Below are 22252 nucleotides of genomic sequence, written 5' to 3' on the forward strand. Positions count from 1 at the left end.
TCTGGCTATGTTTGCGCGAGTTTGCCTGATATTACTGACCCTGTTCAGCCTGAATAGTCAGGCGCAAACCATAAAAGAGGGCAGCACTTTTGCCATCATTGGCGAACCGAAATACGCCGTCGGCTTTGACCATTTCGATTATGCCAATCCCAGGGCCCCGAAGGGGGGAACTATCGTTAACGCCACCATTGGCACCTTCGACAACTTCAACCGCTATGCGCTGCGCGGCAACCCGGGCGTGCGCACCGAGGCACTGTATGACACGCTGTTCACCACGTCCGATGATGAACCGGGCAGCTATTATCCGCTCATTGCCGAGCACACGCGCTACGCCGATGATTTCTCATGGATGGAGATAACCCTCAATCCGCACGCCCGCTTTCATGATGGCAGCCCGATTACCGCCAGCGATGTCGCCTTCACCTTCCACAAATTTATGACCGAAGGGGTGCCACAGTTCCGCCTGTTCTACAAGGGGACCCGCGTTGAGGCCGTTGCGCCGCGCACCGTGCGCATTACGCTGGCGCAGCCCGGCAAGGAAAATATGCTGAGCCTGCTCTCCCTGCCGGTGATGCCGGAGGCCTTCTGGCGTCACCATAAGCTCAGCGACCCGCTCTCCACTCCGCCGCTGGCCAGCGGCCCCTATCGGATTACCGACTGGCGGATGGGCCAGTACATCATCTACTCGCGGGTGAAAGACTACTGGGCAGCCGACCTGCCGGTAAACCGCGGACGCTGGAATTTCGACACCCTGCGCTACGACTACTACCTCGATGATAATGTCGCCTTTGAAGCCTTTAAAGCCGGTGCCGTCGACCGCCGGGCAGAGACAATAGCCAAAAACTGGTCGACCCGCTATGTCGGACGCAATTTTACCCACGGCTATATCGTCAAGGATGAGTATCCGAACACCTCGGCGCAGGATACCCAATGGCTGGCATTCAATATCCAGCGCCCGGTGTTTAACGACCGCCAGGTCCGTGAAGCCATCACCCTCGCCTTCGATTTTGAATGGATGAATAAGGCGCTGTTTTATGGCGCCTACAGCCGGGCCAGCAGCTACTTTCAGAATACCGAATATGCGGCGCGTCAGGCGCCCGATGCCGAAGAGCTTGCCCTGCTGACGCCAATGAAAGCCGATTTGCCGCCGGAGGTCTTCACCTCCGTCTATCAGCCGCCGCGCTCCCGCGGCGATGGCTTCGACCGCAGCAATCTGCTGCAGGCCGATGCCTTGCTTAAACAGGCGGGTTGGGTGCTGAAAAACCAGCGCCGGATCAACGCCGCTACCGGCAAGCCGCTGCGCTTTGAACTGCTGCTGCCTTCCGGGGGCAACGATCGCTGGGTGCTGCCGTTCCAGCATAATCTCCAGCGCCTCGGGATTACGATGGATATTCGCCAGGTCGATAACTCACAGTACAGTAACCGCCGCCGCAGTCGCGACTACGATATGATGCCCATCGTCTGGCGCGCGACGCCCTGGCCGGGAACCGACCTGCAAATCTCCTGGGATTCGTCATATATTCACTCCAGCTACAATGCGCCCGGAGTTCAGAGCCCGGTGGTAGACAAACTGATTGCGCAGATCATCCGCTGGCAGGGTAATAAGCAAAAGCTCCTGCCCCTGGGCCGCGCGCTGGACCGGGTGCTCACCTGGAACTATTACATGCTGCCGATGTGGTATATGGCGCAGGACAGGACGGCGTACTGGGATAAATTCTCCTTCCCGCAGACCCGTCCCGTTTATTCATCCGGGTTTGACACCTGGTGGTATGACGTCAACAAAGCGGCAAAACTGCCCGCGGACAAACGGTAAGGAATAACGATGGGCGCATACCTGATCCGCCGACTGCTGCTGATAATCCCCACGCTGTGGGCGATCATTACGATCAACTTTTTTATCGTCCAGATAGCGCCGGGCGGCCCGGTCGATCAGGCCATCGCCGCCATTGAATTTGGCAACCGCGGCGGTTTACCTGGCGCCGGAGAAAGCGGTATGGCCGCCAGCCATGCCCGTACCGGCGTCGGCAACATCAGCGAAGGTCATTATCGCGGCGGACGCGGTCTCGATCCGGAAGTGATTGCCGAAATCACCCACCGCTACGGCTTTGATAAACCGCTCCACGAACGCTACCTGAACATGCTCGGCGACTATCTGCGCTTCGATTTTGGCGACAGCCTTTTCCGCAGCGCGTCGGTCTTACAACTGATCAAAAACAGCATGCCGGTTTCCATCACCCTGGGGCTATGGAGTACGCTGATTATCTATCTGGTTTCGATCCCGCTCGGCATCCGCAAAGCCGTCCATAACGGCAGCCAGTTTGATATCTGGAGCAGTACCCTGATCATTATTGGCTACGCCATCCCGGCCTTTCTGTTCGCCATCATCCTGGTCGTACTCTTCGCGGGGGGGAGCTATCTGGACCTGTTTCCGCTGCGCGGGCTGGTGTCCGCTAATTTCGAGAGCCTGACGTGGTATCAGAAGGTTCTCGACTATCTCTGGCATATTACGCTGCCGGTGCTGGCGACGGTCATCGGCGGCTTTGCGGCGCTCACCATGCTGACCAAGAACAGCTTTCTTGATGAGATCCGCAAGCAGTATGTCGTGACCGCTCGCGCCAAAGGGGTCGGCGAAACGCAAATTTTATGGGGCCATGTTTTTCGCAATGCCATGCTGCTGGTGATCGCCGGTTTCCCGGCGATGTTTATCAGCATGTTTTTCACCGGTTCCCTGCTGATTGAGGTGATGTTTTCCCTCAACGGCCTGGGACTGCTGGGCTATGAGGCGACCGTTTCCCGTGATTACCCGGTGATGTTCGGCACGCTGTATATTTTTACGCTGATCGGCCTGCTGCTGAATATTGTCAGCGATATCTGCTACACGCTGGTCGATCCGCGTATTGATTTTGAGGGCCGCTGATGTCTTTTCTGAGTCCCGTGAATCAGGCCCGCTGGGCGCGTTTTCGTCACAACCGCCGCGGCTATCTGTCGCTGTGGCTGTTTATGCTGCTTTTCCTGTGCAGCCTGTGCGCCGAGCTGATCGCCAATGACCGGCCGCTGCTGGTGCAGTATCGCGGCAGTCTGTACGTTCCGGCATTGAAAAATTATAGCGAGACGACCTTTGGCGGCCCGTTTGCTACCGCCGCCGACTACCAGGATCCGTGGCTGCAAAAGCAGCTGGATGATAACGGCTGGGTACTGTGGGCGCCGATCCGATTTGGTGCCACCACTATCGACTTCGCCACCCAGACGCCCTTCCCTTCCCCTCCCTCAACGAGAAACTGGCTGGGTACCGATGCCAACGGCGGCGATGTGCTGGCCCGTATTTTATACGGCACGCGGATATCGATTCTGTTTGGCCTGCTGCTGACCTTTTTCTCCAGCGTACTGGGGGTGCTGGCGGGCGCTATTCAGGGGTACTACGGCGGTAAGATTGACCTGTGGGGCCAGCGGTTTATTGAGGTATGGTCAGGGATGCCGACCCTGTTCCTGATTATTTTGCTCTCCAGCGTCGTCCAGCCGGGCTTCTGGTGGCTGCTGGCCATTACGGTACTGTTCGGCTGGATGGCGCTGGTCGGCGTGGTGCGCGCGGAATTCCTGCGCACCCGTAACTATGACTACATTCGCGCGGCGCAGGCCCTGGGGGTCAGCGACCGCCATATCATTTTCCGCCACATGCTGCCTAACGCCATGGTCGCGACCCTGACTTTCTTACCGTTTATTCTGTGCAGTTCAATCACCACCCTGACTTCTCTGGATTTTCTCGGTTTCGGCCTGCCGTTAGGTTCGCCCTCGCTGGGTGAACTGCTGCTACAGGGGAAAAACAATCTGCAGGCGCCGTGGCTGGGCATCGCCGCCTTCCTGTCGGTCGCGGTGCTGCTATCGCTGTTAATTTTCATTGGTGAAGCCGTCCGCGACGCCTTCGACCCCGGTAAGGCGGTATAACATGACGCAGCCTTTGTTAGAGATAGACAACCTCTCCATCGCCTTCCGCCAGCAGGGGAAGACCCACACCGTCATCAGCGAGCTGTCCCTGGATATTCGCGCCGGAGAGACTCTGGCGCTGGTCGGCGAATCCGGATCCGGTAAAAGCGTCTCCGCGCTCTCGGTGCTGCGGCTGCTTCCCTCTCCGCCGGTCTGCTACCCTGGCGGAGACATTCGCTTTCACGGTCAGTCGCTGCTCCACGCCGATGAGCGCACGCTCAGTCAGGTGCGTGGCAACCGTATTGCGATGATTTTTCAGGAACCGATGGTGTCGCTCAATCCCCTGCATACGCTGGAAAAGCAGCTGTATGAAGTGCTGTCTTTGCATCGCGGCATGCGTAAAGAGGCCGCGCGCGGCGAGATCCTTAACTGTCTGGAACGGGTCGGGATCCGCAATGCGCTACGCCGGCTGGCGGACTACCCGCATCAGTTTTCCGGCGGCGAACGCCAGCGGATCATGATTGCCATGGCGCTGCTCACCCGGCCGGAGCTGCTGATTGCCGATGAACCCACGACCGCGCTGGACGTGACCGTGCAGGCGCAAATCCTGCGGCTGTTACGCGAACTGAAAGACGAACTGAATATGGGGCTGCTGTTTATTACCCATAACTTAAGCATTGTCCGCCAGCTCGCCGACCGCGTAGCGGTGATGCAAAACGGCCGCTGCGTCGAACAAAACGCCTGTCGGGCGCTGTTCGCCGCCCCCGAACACCCTTATACCCGTCGCCTGCTGGACAGCGAACCCTCCGGCAGCCCGGTGCCGCTGGCCGCCGATGCGCCGCTGCTGCTAAAAGCCGTCGATCTGAGCGTCGCCTTCCCGGTACGTAAAGGGATCCTCCGCCGGATCGTGGAGAGTAACCGGGTGGTCAAGGCGCTGAATTTCCAGCTACGCGCCGGGGAAACCCTCGGTCTGGTGGGCGAATCAGGATCGGGGAAAAGCACCACCGGGCTGGCGCTGCTGCGCCTGATTGCCTCGCAAGGGACAATCATCTTTGAAGGACAAGCGCTGCAGGGGCGTAGCCGTCGGCAAATGCTGCCGCTGCGCCGCCAGATGCAAATAGTCTTCCAGGACCCCAACTCATCGCTGAATCCCCGCCTGAACGTGCTGCAGATTATTGAAGAGGGTCTGCGCGTCCACCAGCCAGGGTTAACGCCGGCCGCGCGTGAACACGCGGTGATACAGGTGATGCAAGAGGTAGGGCTCGACCCGCAAACGCGGCATCGCTATCCGGCTGAGTTTTCCGGCGGCCAGCGTCAGCGTATTGCGATTGCCCGGGCGCTGATCGTGAAGCCTCAGCTTATCGTGCTGGATGAACCTACGTCGTCGCTGGATAAGACCGTCCAGGCACAAATTCTGGCTTTGCTGAAAGCCTTACAGCAAAAACACCGGCTGGCCTATATTTTTATCAGCCATGATTTACGCGTGGTGCGGACGTTGTGTCATCAGGTGATGGTGTTACGACAGGGAGAAGTTGTCGAGCAGGGGGAGTGCGAGCGCGTCTTTACCGCTCCACAGCAGGCTTATACCCGCCAGCTTCTGGCGCTGGGCTGACGGTCAGAATGGGTTGTGGCCAGAGAACGGTTCGGCAATCGCCACGCCGAAATTTTTCAGTCGACAGGTTGCCGCAAACTCGTCCTGCAAATTGACAAACAGGCACGGCTCCCCTTCACACTCAACGATGGAGCAATCGACTTCGATGTCGCTGAGGGCCTGGCTGAGCTTATGCATCACCGGCCACGCTTTCTCCCCGTCCGGGCTGAGCAGCTTCAGCGCAACGAGGCTGTTTTCACTCTCGGCGCCGTTTTGCGGAATCGGTTCAACTCTTGAACCCGCAAACCCGGCCAGCCAGCGATAGCTCTGCGGCAGACGGTGTACGATAGAGAGTTGCTGTGTATTCACTTAGTTTCCCCGAAAGCAAAATGCTTCACAATAAATTTACATCAATACTAACACATCATTGACAAATAGTCCTGCATCAGCATAGAAAACGTTTACACCCGCATCGCGTCAGGGTTAACGACTGATAATCCAGAACCTTATTGTTTCTCTGCATAAGCAGATCGGGGCTATATGTACCCGTTTCTGTGATCCAAAACAACTTTTTTATCGCAACAATGCGACTTTTTACACTATTTGATTTTACATAAAAGAAACAAATTACAGAACCGGGAAGCCCATCGCGGTTGATGTGCGTCAAAAAAGGGGCGGAAATCGCCCCTTCAGGAAGGTTTTTTAGCGAACGATTTTTCGCCGTCGGCTGGCGTAGAGAGAGAAAAGGATGGAGCTGCTGGCGCAAAATGCGATCGAAATCAGCATCGGCCAGGCGGTCGTAAAGGTAGCCATGGACAGCAGCGCGCCAATAATCGCCCCGATGCCAAAGCGGAAGGTCCCCGCCAGCGATGAAGCGGTGCCCGCCATATGGGGAAACTCATCCAGAATGACCGCCATCGCGTTGGAGGAGACCATCGAAACGCAGCCAACAAAGGCGGCAACGCCGACCACCAGCGCCCAGAATCCGACATCCAGCAGCGCGCAGATCACCATCCATATCGCCATCACAAACTGAATCCACAGCCCGGCGCGGAACATATTCAGCGCGCCGATCCGGCGGACAAAACGGCTGTTAATGATGGTCATGATGAACAAGAAGGCAATATTCAGCGCAAAATAGTAACCAAAGTGCTGCGGCGAAACGTGGTTGATATTGATATAGACAAACGGCCCGGCGCTCAGGAATGAGAACATCCCGGCAAAGCTGAAGCCGCTCGCCAGCATATAGCTCAGCACCCGCTTATGACGGAACAAGGTGGCAAAGTTACCCAGCGTAGTGCGCAGGCTAAACTTTTGCCGCCGTTCAACCGGCAGCGTTTCGCTGATGAAAAAAGCGATCATCGCGGAGGCCAGCAGCGCCGCCAGCGCAAGGATCCAGAAGATCGCATGCCAGCTGAACCATACCAGCACCGCGCCCCCCACCATCGGCGCAACCAGCGGCGCGATAGTGGTGACCAGCATGACAAACGACATCATGCGCGAAAACTCCTCTTTCGGATAGATATCGCGCATCAGGGCGTTGATGACCACGCTCGCCGCCGCGGCCGCCAGACCGTGGAAGAAGCGCATGGTAATCAGCATGTCGATAGTCTGCGACAGCGCACAGGCCACCGCAGCCGCGGCAAAAATCAGCGTTCCCCCGAGGATAACCGGCTTACGCCCGATGCTGTCCGCCATCGGGCCATACAGCAACTGGCCGAAAGCAAAGCCCAGAATATAGGTACTGAGCGTCATCTGCGCACTGCCGTCCGGCACATTAAACTGCGCCGAAATCACCGGCAGCGCCGGAAGATACATATCAATCGACAGTGGCATCAACATGGCCAGCAGGCCAAGAATAAACACAATCCCCAGTGAAGAATTTTGCTTTGCCGTCACGTTTTACTCCGTGCATGCTGGAGGCCAACGCTGGCTATCTCATCTTCCGTCAGCGGGCGGTACTCGCCAGGCTCCAGAGATTCATCCAGCATGATGTCGCCAATACGTTCACGATGCAGGCCGACGACGTGGTTACCCACCGCCGCGAACATGCGTTTCACCTGGTGGTAGCGCCCTTCGCTTATCGTTAAGCGAACTTCCGTTGGCGTCAGCACTTCCAGGCGCGCAGGTTTCGTCAGATCTTTTTCATTATGCAGCTGAACGCCTGTAGCAAACTGTTCAGCCGTTTGCTCATCCACCGGGTTTTCGAGGGTCACCAGATAGGTTTTCTCACAGTGATGGCGCGGAGAAGTAATGCGGTGCGACCACTGCCCGTCATCGGTCATCAGCACCAGTCCGGTGGTGTCGATATCCAGTCGACCTGCGGCATGCAGCTTATGCGCGACCGGGACATCCAGGAAATAGAGAATCGTTGGATGATCCGGATCGTCCGTGGAGCAGACGTACCCCTGCGGCTTGTTGAGCATAAAGTAGCGCGGGCCGTTCTGCTGGGTCAGCGTATTGCCGTCATACTCCACGTCGTGCTCTGGCTGGAGCTTAAACGACGCATCTTTGACGATTTCGCCGTCGACAAGAACGCGGCTGCTGCGGATTTCACGCCCGGCAATAGCCCGACTGACGCCAAGTTGCTGAGCGATAAACTTATCAAGTCGCATGAGATTTTTTTAGCCTGTAATAATGCTGGAGCGGGCAAACGCCCGAAAAAGAAGAAGTTCGCTGGTTAGTATAACGGGCTCTTAACGCCACTCAAGGGAAAAGATTCGTGGCATACTATTTGCGAGTTAATCAACACCAGTATAGCCATGACTTTTACATTACGTCCCTACCAAAAAGAGGCCGTCGACGCCACGCTCGCCTGGTTTCGTCGCCATCATGAACCTGCCGCCATCGTCCTGCCGACCGGCGCGGGCAAAAGCCTGGTCATCGCCGAGCTGGCGCGTCTGGCGCGTGGCCGCGTTCTGGTGCTGGCGCACGTTAAGGAGCTGGTGGCGCAAAACCACGCCAAATATTGTGCGCTTGGGCTGGAGGCGGATATTTTTGCCGCTGGCCTGAAACGCAAAGAGAGCCACGGCAAGGTGGTCTTCGGTAGCGTGCAATCGGTCGCCCGTAATCTTGAACAGTTTCAGGCCGAGTTTTCACTGCTGATTATCGATGAATGCCACCGTATCAGCGATGATGATGACAGCCAGTATCAGCAAATTATCAGCCACTTGCAGCAGGTTAACCCGCAGTTGCGCCTGCTCGGATTGACCGCCACGCCGTTCCGCCTCGGCAAGGGTTGGATCTACCAGTTTCATTATCACGGCATGGTTCGCGGCGATGACAAGGCGTTGTTTCGCGACTGTATTTACGAGCTACCGCTGCGCTATATGATTAAGCACGGGTATCTGACGCCTCCGGAGCGGCTGGATATGCCGGTCGTACAGTACGATTTCAGCCGCCTTCAGCCGCAGAGCAACGGTCTGTTTAGCGAAGCCGACCTCAATCATGAGCTGAAAAAGCAGCAGCGCATTACGCCGCATATCGTCAGCCAGGTCGTCGAGTTTGCCCAAACGCGTAAAGGCGTGATGATTTTCGCCTCCACGGTAGAGCATGCGCGGGAAATTACCGGCCTGCTGCCCGCCGGCGACGCGGAGCTCATTACCGGCGAAACGCCCGGTCCACAGCGCGATCGCCTCATCGCAGCCTTTAAAGCGCAGCGGTACCGTTATCTGGTGAACGTCGCGGTTCTCACCACCGGATTTGATGCCCCGCATGTCGATCTGATAGCTATCCTGCGTCCCACGGAGTCGGTCAGCCTTTATCAGCAAATTGTCGGCCGCGGCCTGCGTCTGGCGCCGGGGAAAACCGACTGCCTGATTCTCGACTATGCCGGAAATCCTCACGATCTCTACGCGCCGGAGGTGGGCTCGCCGAAGGGCAAAAGCGATAACGTCCCCGTACAGGTCTTCTGCCCGGCCTGTGGCTTTGCCAATACCTTCTGGGGAAAAACCACCGCCGACGGCACGCTGATTGAACACTTCGGCCGCCGCTGCCAGGGCTGGTTTGACGATGACGACGGTCACCGTGAACAGTGCGATTTTCGTTTTCGTTTTAAAAACTGTCCGCAGTGCAATGCTGAAAATGATATTGCCGCCCGCCGCTGCCGCGAGTGCGACACCATTCTGGTCGACCCCGATGATATGCTCAAGGCCGCGCTGAAACTCAAAGATGCCCTGGTGCTGCGCTGTAGCGGTATGGACCTGCAGCACGGTGGCGACGATAAAGGCCCGTGGCTGAAAATCACCTATTACGATGAGGACGGCGCCGATGTCAGCGAACGCTTCCGCCTGCAGACGCCGGCCCAGCGCACCGCGTTTGAGCAGCTGTTTATCCGCCCGCATACCCGCACGCCGGGCGTGCCGCTGCGCTGGATTACCCCTGCCGATATCCTTGCCCAGCGGGTCCTGCTGCGCCACCCGGACTTTGTCGTCGCACGCATGAAAGGGCAATACTGGCAGGTCCGTGAAAAAATCTTCGACTATCAGGGCCGCTTTCGCCGGGCCAACGAACTGCGTTAATCGCCACCGCGCCTGAGGTTTTCATTGCCGTCAACGCCATAGGTGGATATAATGCCGCCCGCTTTTGCATTCGCAAAGCAGAAAATCTGCCTGTTGCTGGGTCGCCTGTAGCAGGATTTAAATATAGAGAGACATCAATGTTTACTATCGACGCAGAAGTACGTAAAGAGCAGGGTAAGGGTGCGAGCCGCCGCCTGCGCGCAGCTAACAAGTTCCCGGCTATCGTTTACGGTGGCGAAGCGGCTCCGGTTGCTATCGAACTGGATCACGACAAACTGTGGAACCTGCAGGACAAAGCTGAATTCTACAGCGAAGTTCTGACCATCGTTGTTGATGGCAAAGAAGAGAAAGTAAAAGTTCAGGCTGTTCAGCGTCACGCTTACAAGCCGAAACTGTCTCACATCGACTTCGTTCGCGCTTAATCGCGATAGCAAGTTGAGTGGCAAACGCCCCGGCCCGCAAGGTCCGGGGCGTTTTGTTATGCGTTCCGCTCCCACAGCAGAGGCGCAAAATCAACCCCCTCTCCCGGCGTCGGGTGCTTGTTCATTCCCGGCTGCCACAACATCACCATTGTGACATTCAGCCCCTGGGTACCGACTTCGGTTGCGATCTCCTCTACCCTTCCCAGCCGTGTACAGCGCCATCGCCCGCAAACTGCGCTAAGCGTTATCGCGCCTTGCGTCATCCGGAGCAAGGCGCGGCGACACCGTGAGCGCCAGGTGTTGCAGTAGCATAATAGTTTTGGCATCCACAATTTCCCCTTCGCGAATCGCTTGTAACGCCCGGGCCAGCGGCCACTCCAGTACTTCGATATCCTCCCCTTCTGCCGCCAGCCCACCGCCTTCGCTCCGCCGGTCGTCCGCCGAATATCCGGCAATGAAAAAGTAGAGCTTTTCCGTTACCGAACCCGGGCTCATGTAGGCGGTAAAAACCGGTTCAATGCCGGTGACGCGAAAGCCGGTCTCTTCTTCCGCCTCGGCGATAATGCGCTCTTCCGGCGATGCATTATCCAGCAGTCCGGCGGCCGCTTCGATCAAAAAGCCATCATGACCGTTAATCCACACCGGAAAACGAAACTGGCGAATAAGCACGACGGTTTGCTGTATCCGGTTATAGAGCAGAATCACCGCACCGTTGCCGCGATCGTAGGCCTCACGGCTCTGCTCCTGCCAACGGCCGTCCCGTCGCAGCAATTCAAAAGTGTATTTTTTTAACGTATACCAGTTGTCGGACAGCAGCGTTTCACGCACGTGGCGAACGCGAGGGGTATCACTGGACATATTTTTCTCCTGATGAGATGACAGCGGCCACGATAACATGCAAAATAACGCACAAACAAGATAAAACGTGAAGGTAGAAATATGCTTGCCAGCCAACGAAAACAGCAAATACTGCAGATTCTCGCCGTCGAAAAACAGGTTATGTCCGGCGAGCTAAGCCAGCGTTTTAACGTCTCTGAAGACTCGATTCGCCGGGATTTACGCGAGCTGGCGGGGGAAGGTAAACTGCAGCGGGTCCACGGCGGCGCGCTGCCGGTTTCGGCGGCCATCGCGCCAATCGAAACAAGAAAAAACGTGCAAATCGCCTCGAAGCAGGCCATTGCCCGCCGGGCAGCGGCGCTGATCCAGCCGGGTCAGGTGGTGATTATCGACGGCGGGACCACCACCGAAGAAATGGTCCGCTCTCTGCCGGCTGATTTGGCCTGTACCGTCGTGACCCACAGCCCCGGTATTGCCGTCGCGCTGGTGGAGCGGCCTTTGATTGAAGTCATTCTTATCGGCGGGCGGCTGTTTAAACACTCGGTGGTCGCCGTTGGCGCCAGCGCGCTGGAAGGTATTGCGCGGATCAATGCCGATCTGTTTTTTATGGGCGTTACCGGAGTGCACGACCGCGCCGGTTTCACGACCGGCGATTATGAAGAGGCGGCTATCAAGCGGGCGCTCGCCGCGCGGGCAGCGGAAACCATTGTGATGGCGTCGCAGGAAAAACTGAACTCGGCGTCGGCATTTGCCATCGGCGAGTTAAGCCTTGCCAGTACCCTGATTATCGATGGTGTGCTCGATGAGGCCCTGCAGGCGAAGCTGACTGAGCATGGGATCGAAACGATCCGCGCTGACGCAGAGTAGGAACGCCGCGGGCCGCCGAAGGCCCGGGCAGCAGCCCCGACCTTCGGCGGGGCTGGCGGAGAATCAGCTACCGCCGGAGGTCCGACGCTGCAGCTGATCGCGCAGGTTGGGCGGCGTGCCTTTGATGGTCAGCGTATCCGTTGCCGGATCCCAGAACACCCGCTCACCCAGCAGCATGGCATCAAAGTTGATCGTTAACCCGCCGCCGCTGCCGGCAAACTTGGTTAACTGACGCAGCGTACTGCGATCCGCCGGGAAGCTCTCTTCCAGCTCATACCCCTGTTCAGCGGTAAACTGCTGGAAACTCTTCTCGCTGACGCCGGCCAGCTCTTTGGATAAAGATTCCAGTTCAATCTCTTCTCCCGCCTGCAGCTGCTCGTTGCAATAAGCGTATACCTGCTGACGAACGTTCTGCCGCTCGGACTTATCGAGCTGAGCATCGGAGGCAAAATCATCGACCGCCTGCAGCAGGCCACGGTTCTGCGCTTTGGCGTTCAGCCCTTCGCTGGCGCCGAGGAAGTCCATAAAGAAATCGGCCACTTTACGTCCGACCCGGCCTTTGAGGAAGGTCAGGTAGCGGGTTGACTCCGGATTGGTTTCCCATTCCGTCAGGTCAATGCGCGCCACAATATCGGCATGATTGATATCCAGATAGTGGGTCGAGCTGATATCCAGATCTTCGTTAACGCGCATACTGCTCAGGTTGTTGAGTACCGCCACCAGCAGATACTCTACCGCCAGATAACGATACTGGCAGAACAGGACGATACCGCCTTCTGCGAAAGGATATTTCGCCAGTTCGTCACGCAGACGGCCGGTTGCCGCCCGGCTGAACGGGAGAAAGTCTTCTTCGCCCTGACGCTGCTGGCGAAGGGCCTGCGCCAGCTCGCTCTCTGCGTTAAACAGACCGTAGGCTTTGTTTTTAGCGCTGTAGACACGATGCAGCTCGGCCATCATTTCCACGACCGGCGCATTCGGCTCCAGTAAGGAATCGCGCAGCACCAGCTCGAGGTTTTGTTCATCACGTTTAATTAACTGATGCAGGGCAATCTGGTCGATATCCAGACTCATGTTAAACTCTCCTTTTAGACCGGCCGGTATTCAACCACCGCCGGGACGGCGACGCAACCGCCGCGTGACTCTTCGAGCGCCTGAGACTCGCGATCGTGCGCGCTTTTGCGCCGTGGCGAAAAAATGCGGAAAAAAAGCTTCTGCTACGGTAATATGTTGCCCTTTCACGAACAAACAGATTTTGAGTTTATGCCGCAATTATCCCGCTATAGTGATGAACACGTCGAACAGCTGCTTAGCGAGCTGACCAACGTGCTGGAAACACACAAAGCCCCCGTTGACCTTTCACTGATGGTGCTGGGCAATATGGTGACTAACCTGATCAATAGTAGCGTCGCGCCGGCGCAGCGTCAGGCGATCGCCCGTTCTTTTGCTCAGGCTCTACAGTCTTCAATCAACGACGATCCGGCGCACTAAGGATAACCAACAACTGTATATGGTGACTCTTCGTCAGCCCTACCGAGAAAAAATCTCCCAGATGGTCAGCTGGGGGCACTGGTTCGCCCTGTTCAACATGTTGTTGGCCATGGTGCTCGGCAGCCGCTATCTTTTTGTCGCCGACTGGCCCACGACTCTGGGCGGACGTATTTTCTCGTACGTCAGCCTCGTGGGTCACTTCAGTTTCCTGGTGTTTACCAGCTATGTCCTGATTCTGTTCCCGCTGACCTTTATCGTCATATCACAGCGCTTGATGCGCTTCCTGTCGGTCATTCTGGCGACCGCGGGCATGACGCTACTGCTGATCGATAGCGAAGTTTTTACCCGTTTCCACCTGCATCTTAACCCGATTGTCTGGGAACTGGTCATCAACCCTGACCAGAATGAGATGGCGCGCGACTGGCAGCTGATGTTTATCAGCGTGCCGATTATCTTCCTGCTGGAAATGCTGTTTGCGACCTGGAGCTGGCAGAAGCTGCGCAGCCTGACGCGTCGCCGTCACTACGCCCGGCCTGTCGCCTGGTTCTTCTTCCTCTCTTTTATCAGCAGCCACCTGATTTATATCTGGGCGGATGCGAATTTCTATCGCCCGATCACCATGCAACGGGCGAACCTGCCGCTCTCCTATCCGATGACGGCTCGCCGTTTCCTTGAGAAACATGGCCTGCTCGACGCCCAGGATTACCAGCGGCGTCTGATGGAACAGGGGGCGCCGGAAGCCGTCTCCGTTGAGTATCCCCTGAGCACCCTGCGCTATCGCGATCTGGGGGCTGGCTACAACGTTCTGCTCATCACCGTCGATAACCTGAACTATTCGCGGTTTGAGAAAAATATGCCGGAACTGGCCCGTTTCGCGCAAGAGAACGTCAACTTTACCCAGCATATGAGCTCCGGCAACACCACCGATAACGGTATGTTTGGCCTGTTCTACGGGATTTCGCCGGGCTATATGGATGGCGTGCTCTCTGCCCGCATTCCGGCAGCGTTGATTACGGCCTTTAACCAGCAAGGATATCAGCTGGGACTGTTCTCCTCCGATGGCTTCAGCAGCCCGCTCTATCGCCAGGCGCTGCTGTCCGATTTCTCGCTGCCCAATGAGAAAACGCAGAGCGATGAGCAAACGGCGGACCAGTGGATTGGCTGGCTCAATCGCTATGCGCAGGATGAAAACCGCTGGTTCTCGTGGATTTCGCTGAACGGCACCACATTGGAAGACAGTCAGCAGCAAAACTTCGCGCGGCGCTACAGTCGTGCGGCGGGAGATGTTGATAACCAGATCGGCCGGGTGCTGAGCGCTCTGAACGAGGCAGGAAAACTGGATAATACGGTGGTGATTATCACCGCCGCTCACGGGATGCCGTTGAATCCGCAGAACGGTGAATTTGACTGGTCCCGGGAGCAACTGCAGGTTCCGCTGGTTATTCACTGGCCTGGCATTCCGGCGCAGAACATCGCGACGCTGACCAGCAACAAAGATGTGATGACGACGCTGATGCAGCGCCTGCTGCACGTCTCCACGCCCGCCAACGAATATTCTCAGGGCGAAGACCTGTTCAGCCCCGTGCGCCGCCGGGCCTGGGTAACGGCAGCCAACGGCGATACGCTGGCGGTCACGTCGTCAGAGGCGACCGTGGTGCTGAACCACAACGGCACCTACAGCACCTGGGACAGCGACGGTAAGAAAATCGATAACCGCAAACCTCAGCTCAGCCTGCTGCTGCAGATCCTGACTGACGAAAAACGCTTTATCGCTAACTGATTGATTAATTATGAATCAATCAGCCGTTCCCCGGCTTGCATTCGGTTGGGGAACGGGTAATATTGTCCTCCATACGTCGGCACGTAGCGCAGCCTGGTAGCGCACCGTCATGGGGTGTCGGGGGTCGGAGGTTCAAATCCTCTCGTGCCGACCAAATCATTCACCGGTAAGTTTTGTTAACGACCGGTAACCCCACAAAAACCCGCACTCTCTCTGAGTTTGCGGGTTTTTTGTTGCCTGAATCCCGCCGCCGCAATGGTCGCGGGCCGCGGCCAAATCCATTTTTATCCCGCTTTCTGCGCTTGTGATGAACAAACTCCGACCTTATTGATTGTAAATCGGTGAATAGCTTCTATTATTCGTCGTACTTGCCTGACACCGGAACGATTAATATGAGAGTTAATGGACTTACGAAGGGATTTTTTATCCTGATTTTGCTGATGGTCAGCCTCGCCTTTTTTAATGTTCTTTCCCCTTATTATTCAGCCATACTGTGGGCCGCGATTCTGTCGGTCATCTTTAACCCGGTGAAGAACAAATTGCGTACTCGCCTCGGTGAGCGCAATGGCCTGGCATCGCTATTGACCGTCGTGATTATCTGCCTGATTGTCTTCACCCCGCTGGCGATCATCATTTCATCGCTGGCGATTGAGCTAAACATGGTGTACACCCGGCTGCAGCATAACGACACCCAGTTTCCCGTGGTGGTGGCAAACCTGTTTGCCCATCTGCCGGAGTGGGCCAGAAGCTTTCTCTCCGAGCATAACCTTGACAGCGCAGAGCAGATTCAGAAACAGCTCTCTGACGCCGCCCTCAAAGGTGGACAATATCTGGCCGGCAGCGCGTTCCTGATTGGTAAAGGGACTTTCGGCTTTACCGTTAGCTTCGGCATCATGCTCTATCTGCTGTTTTTCCTGCTCAAGGATGGCCCCTATCTGGTTATGCTCATCCTTGAGTCTCTGCCACTGTCTAACTATGTTAAGCAGCATCTGTTTGCCAAATTTGCCGCCGTATCACGAGCCACCGTAAAAGGGACCGTCGCCGTCGCTGTCGCGCAGGGCACACTCGGCGGTATCGCGTTTTCTATCGCCGGCCTCGACGGCAGCATTTTGTGGGGCGCCATCATGGCGTTCCTGTCGCTGATTCCGGCGATCGGTTCGGCCATTGTCTGGGTGCCAGCCGCCATCTTCCTGTTTGCCACCGATCAGCTCTGGCAGGGGGCGTTTATCGTCGGCTTCTTCGTGGTGGTGATAGGCCTGGTGGATAACATTCTGCGCCCGCTGCTGGTAGGCAAAGACACCAAAATGCCGGACTATCTGATTTTAATTTCCACCCTCGGCGGCATGGAGATTTACGGTATCAATGGCTTTGTTATCGGCCCGCTGATCGCCGCCCTGTTTATCGCCTGCTGGAATCTGCTATCGGGCCGCGAACACGCTGGCAATACCGACGAAATAAATGAAGAGTTCATCGAGGAAGGCAAAATCAGTCGCGATGAATGAGCACCGGGGGAAGCCTTAGCTTCCCCCTGGCGGATGGCCAAAGAACCTTTCGCTCATAGAGTAAAAGCAGATAGTGAATACTTGCAAACACAATATCAAATCCAGTGAATACGACCAGGATATATGAAAATAATGGTAAATTATTCTTACCATTCTGCAAAAGGGTGTTAGTCTTTGGTCGTTAAAGATCGATAACAAAGGATGATGAATCGTGAAGAAAATCGCTACGCTTGCTGTTTCTCTGCTGGCCGTTGCCGGTGTATCCACCAGCGCGCTGGCCGCTGAACAACCTCTGGAAAAGATCGCCCCCTATCCGCAGGCGGAAAAAGGCATGAAGCGTCAGGTGATTCAGCTGCCGCAGCAGCAGGACGAATCCGCATTTAAAGTCGAGCTGATGATCGGCCAGACCCTGGAGGTTGACTGCAACCACCATCGCCTTGGCGGCCAACTGGAAAGCAAAACGCTGGAAGGCTGGGGCTACGATTACTACGTGTTTGACAAAGTGACCGGACCGGTTTCGACCATGATGGCCTGCCCGGACGGCAAAAAAGAGCGTAAATTCGTGCTGGCAGGATTAGGTGATGATGCGATGCTGCGCTACAACAGCAAGCTGCCAATCGTGGTCTACACGCCAGATAACGTCGAAGTGAAATACCGTATCTGGAAAGCCGGCGAAACCATCGGCAATGCCGTTGAACGCTAAGGCATAACAATCACCATCCGGCGGCATCAGCCGCCGGATATCGTGCTACCGCGCAATTACAGCGCAATATCCGCCATAGGTTTATCGCCAGATAGCGGCTTGAGCTGCGCAAGCGGGACCTGATCAACCATCGTGACTGGCTCGTAATGCAGTTGCAGTACTTCACTGGTCCACGCCAGCGCCTGTTCAATCGCCGCCGGGTTACCATCCAGACGCAGGCCGTAGGACGGGATGATCTCTTTCAGTTTCGCCTGCCAGGCGGGCGACTGAACTTTCTCTTTAAAGACCTTCTCCATCAGCTGCAGCATGATAGGCGCTGCCGTCGAGGCTCCCGGAGATGCCCCCAGCAGCGCGGCAACGGTCCCTTCGTCATCGCTGACGACTTCGGTGCCCAGACGCAGTACGCCCTTCTTACCGTTGCGTTTGATAATCTGCACGCGCTGACCGGCCTGCCACAAGCGCCAGTCTTCTTTATTCGCTTCCGGATAGTATTCGCGCAGCGCCTCGTGACGATCGTTATCTTTCTGCATCACCTGACTAATCAGGTATTTCACCAGGTCGAAGTTATCCAGACCGACATTGAGCATCGGCAGAATATTCGAGGTGTTGGTTGATGCCAGCAGATCCCACAGCGAGCCGTTTTTCAGGAAGCGGGTCGAGAAGGTGGCGAACGGCCCGAACAGTACCACCCGCTTGCCATCGATAATCCGCGTATCGATATGCGGAACCGACATCGGCGGCGCGCCCACTTCGGCCTGACCATAAACTTTCGCCAGATGATGGTTAACCACCTCCGGGTTTTCACACACCAGGAACTGACCGCCCACCGGGAAGCCCGCGTACTCTTTCGCCTGAGGAATACCGGTTTCCTGCAACAGCGTCAGCGCGGCGCCGCCGGCGCCAATAAAGATAAATTTGGCTTTAATCACCCGCTTCTGGCGACGATTATCGGCATCGGCCAGGGTGACCGTCCAGCTCTTGTCCGCGTTGCGCTTAAAGCGACGCACGACGGTACCAAGCTGCAAAGAGAAGTTATCGTGGGTCTGCAGTCCGGCAATCAGCTGACGGGTGATTTCCCCGTAGTTGACGTCGGTCCCGACTTCGGTGCGGGTCGCGGCCACTTTTTGCTGCGGATCGCGCCCTTCCATCACCAGCGGCGCCCACTCTTTGATCTGCTGATGATCTTCAGAATAGCGAATCCCGCGGAACAGCTCACTTTGCTGCAGCGCCGCATAACGCGCGCGCAGGAAATTCACATTGTCTTCGCCCCACACAAAACTCATGTGCGGTACGCTGTTAATAAACGATTTCGGCTTACTGAGTATGCCGCGTGTCACCTGGTGCGCCCAAAATTGCCGCGAGATTTGGAAGGATTCGTTGATATCGACCGCTTTATCGATGTTAATCCCGCTGGCGGTTTGCGGCGTGTAGTTCAGCTCCATCAAAGCCGCATGGCCGGTACCCGCATTGTTCCAGCCGTTCGAGCTCTCTTCTGCCACGCTCGACATCTGCTCGACCATGGTAATAGACCAGTCCGGCTCAAGTTCCTGAAGCCAGGTTCCCAACGTGGCGCTCATGATGCCGCCGCCGATCAACAATACATCCGTCTCTTGCTCATGGCGGGTGTTGGTCCGAGGTATATCTGAACCAACCGCCGGTGAGCTGGGTACGGCCATCTTTTTCTTCATTGGATTTGAGCCTTACTTTACTCGCTTTTTATTTAGCGCAGGTGAAACGATTATCAAGAATCAAGGTAACACCGAAGATCAAAAAATTAAATATTGTTTAAATTTTAAGTTGAGTTTTGAGATCCGTTATAAAAATGTTTAATAAATGTGTACGTCAAATCATATTTTGTACTGGTATATGCCCCGTCCACGCGCTATCATCCCCTGTTTTGTGACAGACCGCACACAAGCTCAGGCTCGTGGCTCCGGCTTTTATCTACCAGCGAAACGCGTATGCATCAGGCCCCCAACCACACCCCACCCGCTTCAAACGGCGCGCTTCGCCACGTATTACGCTCGCCGTCGCTACTGGCCCGCGAAACGCTGGCTGGCGTCCTCACCGCGCTGGCCCTGATTCCAGAGGTTATCTCCTTCTCGGTGATTGCCGGGGTGGATCCGAAAGTCAGCCTGATTGCGTCCGTCGTGCTCTGTCTGGCGATGTCGGTGCTCGGCGGCAGACCGGCCATGGTCACCGCGGCGGCGGGGTCGGTGGCGCTGGTGATTGGTCCGATGGTGCATCAGCACGGCGTCGGGTATATCCTGCCCGCTGTCATTCTGGCTGGCATTATTCAAATTTTGTTTGGGTTGTGCGGCATGGCCCGGCTGATGCGCTTTATTCCTCAATCGGTGATGACCGGTTTTGTGAATGCGCTGGGGATACTGATCTTCTTTGCCCAGGTGCCGCATTTCTGGAGCAGCCAGCCGCTGATCCTCGGCCTGTTTGTGCTGACGCTGCTGATTGTGCTGTGGGCGCCGCGCTATATCAAAGCCATCCCTTCGCCGCTGATCGCCATCATCCTGCTGACGCTGTTTACCGTCACCACCGGCCAGCTGTTGCCCACCGTCGGTGATGCAGGCAGCATGAGCGGCGGGCTGCCTGGGCTGACCGCTCTGCTGGTACCGCTCGATCTACACACGCTGAACATTATCTGGCCCTGCGCGTTGAGTATCGCCTTCGTTGGGCTGCTGGAATCGCTGCTGACGGCGAAACTCGTGGATGATCTGACCCACACGCCATCCAGCAAAGCACGCGAGAGTACCGGGCTGGGCATTGCCAATATTCTCGCCGGACTCTACGGCGGCATCGCCGGCTGCGCGATGATCGGGCAGACCATCGTTAACGTCGAAATGGGCAAAGGCCGAAGCCGCGTCTCAACCGTTGCGGCAGGCCTCGTCCTGCTGCTGCTGGTGACCGCGCTGAGTGACGTGATGGCGAAAATTCCGATGGTGGTACTGGCCGCAGTGATGGTTATCGTGGCGGCCAGGACCTTCAGCTGGCATAGCGTTCGTCCGACGGAAGTGGCGCGTCATCCGTGGCCGGAAACGCTGGTCATGCTGGCGACCGTCGCCGCGACGGTCGGAACCAGCAATCTGGCTATTGGCGTTCTGGCCGGGCTAGTGGTGATGGCGCTGATTCCTCGCCGCCTGCGCAACAGACCGGCGCTTACATCAGAAATATCGTCGCCAGACCGAGAAAAATAAAGAAACCGCCGGTGTCGGTGATAGCGGTGATCATCACGCTGGAGCCGACCGCCGGATCACGCCCCAGTTTGACCATTACCATCGGGATGATCACCCCCATCATCGCGGCCATCAGCAGATTCAGCATCATCGCCAGCGTCATCACGCCACCCAGCTGCGGGTCCTGATACAACCACCAGGTGATCGCCCCCATGATCCCGCCCCATACCAGACCGTTAATCAACGCGACGCCCATTTCACGCATGATCAAAAACGAAAAGCTGCCGGGCTGGATGTGCTGTAACGCCATCGCGCGTACGATCATAGTGATCGTCTGATTGCCGGTGTTACCGCCGATCCCGGCGACGATCGGCATCAGCGAGGCCAGCGCTACCAGCTGTGAAATGGTGTGTTCAAAGCCGTCTATCACTCGCGAGGCGATAAAGGCGGTGCACAGATTGACCGCCAGCCACGCCCAGCGGGTCTTCACCGCTTTACTGACCGGAGCAAAGACATCTTCTTCGCTGCTCAGGCCACCCATGCCTCGCAGATCGCTGTCCGTCTCTTCATAGACGACGTCAACAATCTCATCGATGGTCAGACGTCCCATCAGCTTCCCTTCCGCGTCAATCACCGCGGCGCTGATCAGGTCGTCACGTTCAAAGGTACGCGCTACCTTTTCGGCCTCTTCGTGCGGCTGGAACGTCACCGGGTCCCCTTCCATGACGTCGCCGACCCGCTTTTGCGCATCATTGAGCAGAATCGTTTGCAGCTGGAGTTCACCCAGCAGGAGCTTATTGCGGGTGGTCACAAACAGCTTATCGGTGTTCTCCGGCATTTTGCCCAGCCGCCGCAGGTAGCGCTGTACCGCCGCCAGCGTCATTTCCGGGCGCACGACAATCACTTCGAACTCCATGATTGCCCCGACGGTATTATCGGCGTAGCGCATCATCTGGCGGACGCGCGCGCGCTTATCCGGCGGCATCGTCGCCAGCAGGCGTCCGGTCAGGTTACGCGGCAGGTGTTGAACCAGATAGACCTGTTCGTCAATATCCAGGGTTTGCAGGGCATCGAGCAGCTCGTGGTCGCTCATCTTATCGATGAGATCGCCCCAGACGTTTTCCGATGCCTCGAGCAACACCTCGCCGCGTTTATCATTGCTGACCAGCTGCCAGAGCGCATTACGCCCATCGTACGGCAGCGCTTCGAGGGCATCGGCGAGGTCCGGCGGCGGCAGGTGGGAGACCAGCACCTCGACCTCCGCCAGATCGTCAGCCAGCGTGCCGTCGTCATAGCGTTCAGCCAGCGTTAATTTTCCGAGCAGCGCCGAGGTCACGGCTTTATCGGTGGCCAGTAGCCAGATCAGGCGGGCGCGCTCTTCATCACGTAATCTGGCGCTTTTTTTATGCGAAACGGACATCGGTCAGGCAATC

19 protein-coding genes, 1 tRNA gene and 1 pseudogene are annotated in these 22252 nt (G+C 56.8%); 13 read left to right on the forward strand and 8 right to left on the reverse strand.

What is annotated here, in order from left to right; all coding sequences use genetic code 11:
- Nucleotides 1-7 precede the first annotated feature (7 nt).
- The 4 genes from CWM52_RS02940 to yejF are packed head-to-tail and all read left to right on the forward strand — an operon-like array spanning nucleotide 8 to nucleotide 5533.
- Nucleotides 8-1813, forward strand: coding sequence for an extracellular solute-binding protein (locus tag CWM52_RS02940; protein ID WP_100682719.1), 1806 nt, complete (start codon nucleotides 8-10; stop codon nucleotides 1811-1813).
- 9 nt (nucleotides 1814-1822) lie between these two features.
- Entirely contained in the window at nucleotides 1823-2917 is a 1095-nt protein-coding gene (locus CWM52_RS02945) for a microcin C ABC transporter permease YejB (RefSeq protein WP_100682720.1), read from the forward strand.
- On the forward strand, nucleotides 2917-3942 hold the full coding sequence (locus CWM52_RS02950; RefSeq protein ID WP_100682721.1) for a microcin C ABC transporter permease: 1026 nt from the start codon (nucleotides 2917-2919) through the stop codon (nucleotides 3940-3942). The genes CWM52_RS02945 and CWM52_RS02950 overlap by 1 nt, the downstream gene beginning before the upstream one ends.
- Before the next feature lies 1 nt (nucleotide 3943).
- Nucleotides 3944-5533: a microcin C ABC transporter ATP-binding protein YejF gene (gene yejF, locus CWM52_RS02955; protein ID WP_100682722.1), complete on the forward strand. Its 1590-nt coding sequence runs from the start codon at nucleotides 3944-3946 to the stop codon at nucleotides 5531-5533.
- A 3-nt stretch (nucleotides 5534-5536) separates the two neighbouring features.
- Here yejF and CWM52_RS02960 read toward each other — a convergent pair whose 3' ends face one another.
- From CWM52_RS02960 to rsuA, 3 genes are all read right to left on the reverse strand, one after another.
- Nucleotides 5537-5881: a YejG family protein gene (locus CWM52_RS02960; protein ID WP_004864837.1), complete on the reverse strand. Its 345-nt coding sequence runs from the start codon at nucleotides 5879-5881 to the stop codon at nucleotides 5537-5539.
- A gap of 333 nt (nucleotides 5882-6214) precedes the next feature.
- The gene (locus CWM52_RS02970; RefSeq protein WP_100682724.1) at nucleotides 6215-7411 is read right to left on the reverse strand and encodes a Bcr/CflA family multidrug efflux MFS transporter; all 1197 of its coding nucleotides are present in this window, start codon (nucleotides 7409-7411) and stop codon (nucleotides 6215-6217) included.
- The gene (gene rsuA / locus CWM52_RS02975) at nucleotides 7408-8127 is read right to left on the reverse strand and encodes a 16S rRNA pseudouridine(516) synthase RsuA (protein ID WP_100682725.1); all 720 of its coding nucleotides are present in this window, start codon (nucleotides 8125-8127) and stop codon (nucleotides 7408-7410) included. The genes CWM52_RS02970 and rsuA overlap by 4 nt, the downstream gene beginning before the upstream one ends.
- Nucleotides 8128-8274: 147 nt before the next feature.
- Here rsuA and CWM52_RS02980 point away from each other — a divergent pair, with 147 nt between their 5' ends.
- Together CWM52_RS02980 and rplY are read left to right on the forward strand one after the other, a co-directional pair.
- Nucleotides 8275-10032, forward strand: coding sequence for a DEAD/DEAH box helicase (locus CWM52_RS02980; protein WP_100682726.1), 1758 nt, complete (start codon nucleotides 8275-8277; stop codon nucleotides 10030-10032).
- A gap of 137 nt (nucleotides 10033-10169) precedes the next feature.
- Entirely contained in the window at nucleotides 10170-10454 is a 285-nt protein-coding gene (rplY, locus tag CWM52_RS02985; protein WP_100682727.1) for a 50S ribosomal protein L25, read from the forward strand.
- Between the two features lie 56 nt (nucleotides 10455-10510).
- Here the strand turns inward: rplY and CWM52_RS26630 are convergent.
- Together CWM52_RS26630 and CWM52_RS02995 are read right to left on the reverse strand one after the other, a co-directional pair.
- Nucleotides 10511-10651 (reverse strand): annotated as a pseudogene (locus tag CWM52_RS26630) (LysR family transcriptional regulator); the annotation flags it as partial.
- A gap of 40 nt (nucleotides 10652-10691) precedes the next feature.
- Nucleotides 10692-11312 (reverse strand): NUDIX domain-containing protein, encoded by a 621-nt coding sequence (locus tag CWM52_RS02995; RefSeq protein ID WP_100682728.1) that lies wholly within the window; start codon nucleotides 11310-11312, stop codon nucleotides 10692-10694.
- A gap of 81 nt (nucleotides 11313-11393) precedes the next feature.
- Here CWM52_RS02995 and CWM52_RS03000 point away from each other — a divergent pair, with 81 nt between their 5' ends.
- A complete protein-coding gene (locus tag CWM52_RS03000) occupies nucleotides 11394-12158 on the forward strand; it encodes a DeoR/GlpR family DNA-binding transcription regulator (protein WP_100682729.1) in 765 nt (254 codons plus the stop codon).
- Nucleotides 12159-12221: 63 nt separating this feature from the next.
- Here the strand turns inward: CWM52_RS03000 and yejK are convergent, their stop codons facing one another.
- A complete protein-coding gene (gene yejK, locus CWM52_RS03005) occupies nucleotides 12222-13229 on the reverse strand; it encodes a nucleoid-associated protein YejK (protein WP_100682730.1) in 1008 nt (335 codons plus the stop codon).
- Nucleotides 13230-13418: 189 nt separating this feature from the next.
- Between yejK and CWM52_RS03010 the strand changes: the two genes are divergently transcribed.
- The 5 genes from CWM52_RS03010 to eco all read left to right on the forward strand — a co-directional run bounded on the left by CWM52_RS03010 (nucleotide 13419) and on the right by eco (nucleotide 17631).
- Complete coding sequence (locus CWM52_RS03010) at nucleotides 13419-13646, forward strand: YejL family protein (RefSeq protein WP_015583825.1); 228 nt, start codon at nucleotides 13419-13421, stop codon at nucleotides 13644-13646.
- Between the two features lie 19 nt (nucleotides 13647-13665).
- Nucleotides 13666-15426, forward strand: coding sequence for an LPS biosynthesis-modulating metalloenzyme YejM (yejM, locus tag CWM52_RS03015; protein ID WP_100682731.1), 1761 nt, complete (start codon nucleotides 13666-13668; stop codon nucleotides 15424-15426).
- Between the two features lie 77 nt (nucleotides 15427-15503).
- Nucleotides 15504-15580: transfer RNA gene (locus CWM52_RS03020), tRNA-Pro, on the forward strand.
- A gap of 238 nt (nucleotides 15581-15818) precedes the next feature.
- Nucleotides 15819-16928, forward strand: coding sequence for an AI-2E family transporter (locus tag CWM52_RS03025; protein WP_100682732.1), 1110 nt, complete (start codon nucleotides 15819-15821; stop codon nucleotides 16926-16928).
- A 211-nt stretch (nucleotides 16929-17139) separates the two neighbouring features.
- Nucleotides 17140-17631 (forward strand): serine protease inhibitor ecotin, encoded by a 492-nt coding sequence (gene eco, locus CWM52_RS03030; protein ID WP_100682733.1) that lies wholly within the window; start codon nucleotides 17140-17142, stop codon nucleotides 17629-17631.
- 56 nt (nucleotides 17632-17687) lie between these two features.
- Here the strand turns inward: eco and mqo are convergent, their stop codons facing one another.
- Nucleotides 17688-19319, reverse strand: coding sequence for a malate dehydrogenase (quinone) (gene mqo, locus CWM52_RS03035; RefSeq protein ID WP_100682734.1), 1632 nt, complete (start codon nucleotides 19317-19319; stop codon nucleotides 17688-17690).
- 273 nt (nucleotides 19320-19592) lie between these two features.
- Between mqo and CWM52_RS03040 the strand changes: the two genes are divergently transcribed.
- A complete protein-coding gene (locus tag CWM52_RS03040; protein ID WP_100682735.1) occupies nucleotides 19593-20840 on the forward strand; it encodes a SulP family inorganic anion transporter in 1248 nt (415 codons plus the stop codon).
- Here the strand turns inward: CWM52_RS03040 and mgtE are convergent.
- Entirely contained in the window at nucleotides 20803-22239 is a 1437-nt protein-coding gene (gene mgtE / locus CWM52_RS03045; protein WP_100682736.1) for a magnesium transporter, read from the reverse strand. The genes CWM52_RS03040 and mgtE overlap by 38 nt on opposite strands.
- Between the last annotated feature and the right edge of the window lie 13 nt (nucleotides 22240-22252).

It is taken from the genome of Raoultella sp. T31, assembly GCF_002806725.1.
Taxonomy (GTDB): domain Bacteria; phylum Pseudomonadota; class Gammaproteobacteria; order Enterobacterales; family Enterobacteriaceae; genus Klebsiella; species Klebsiella electrica.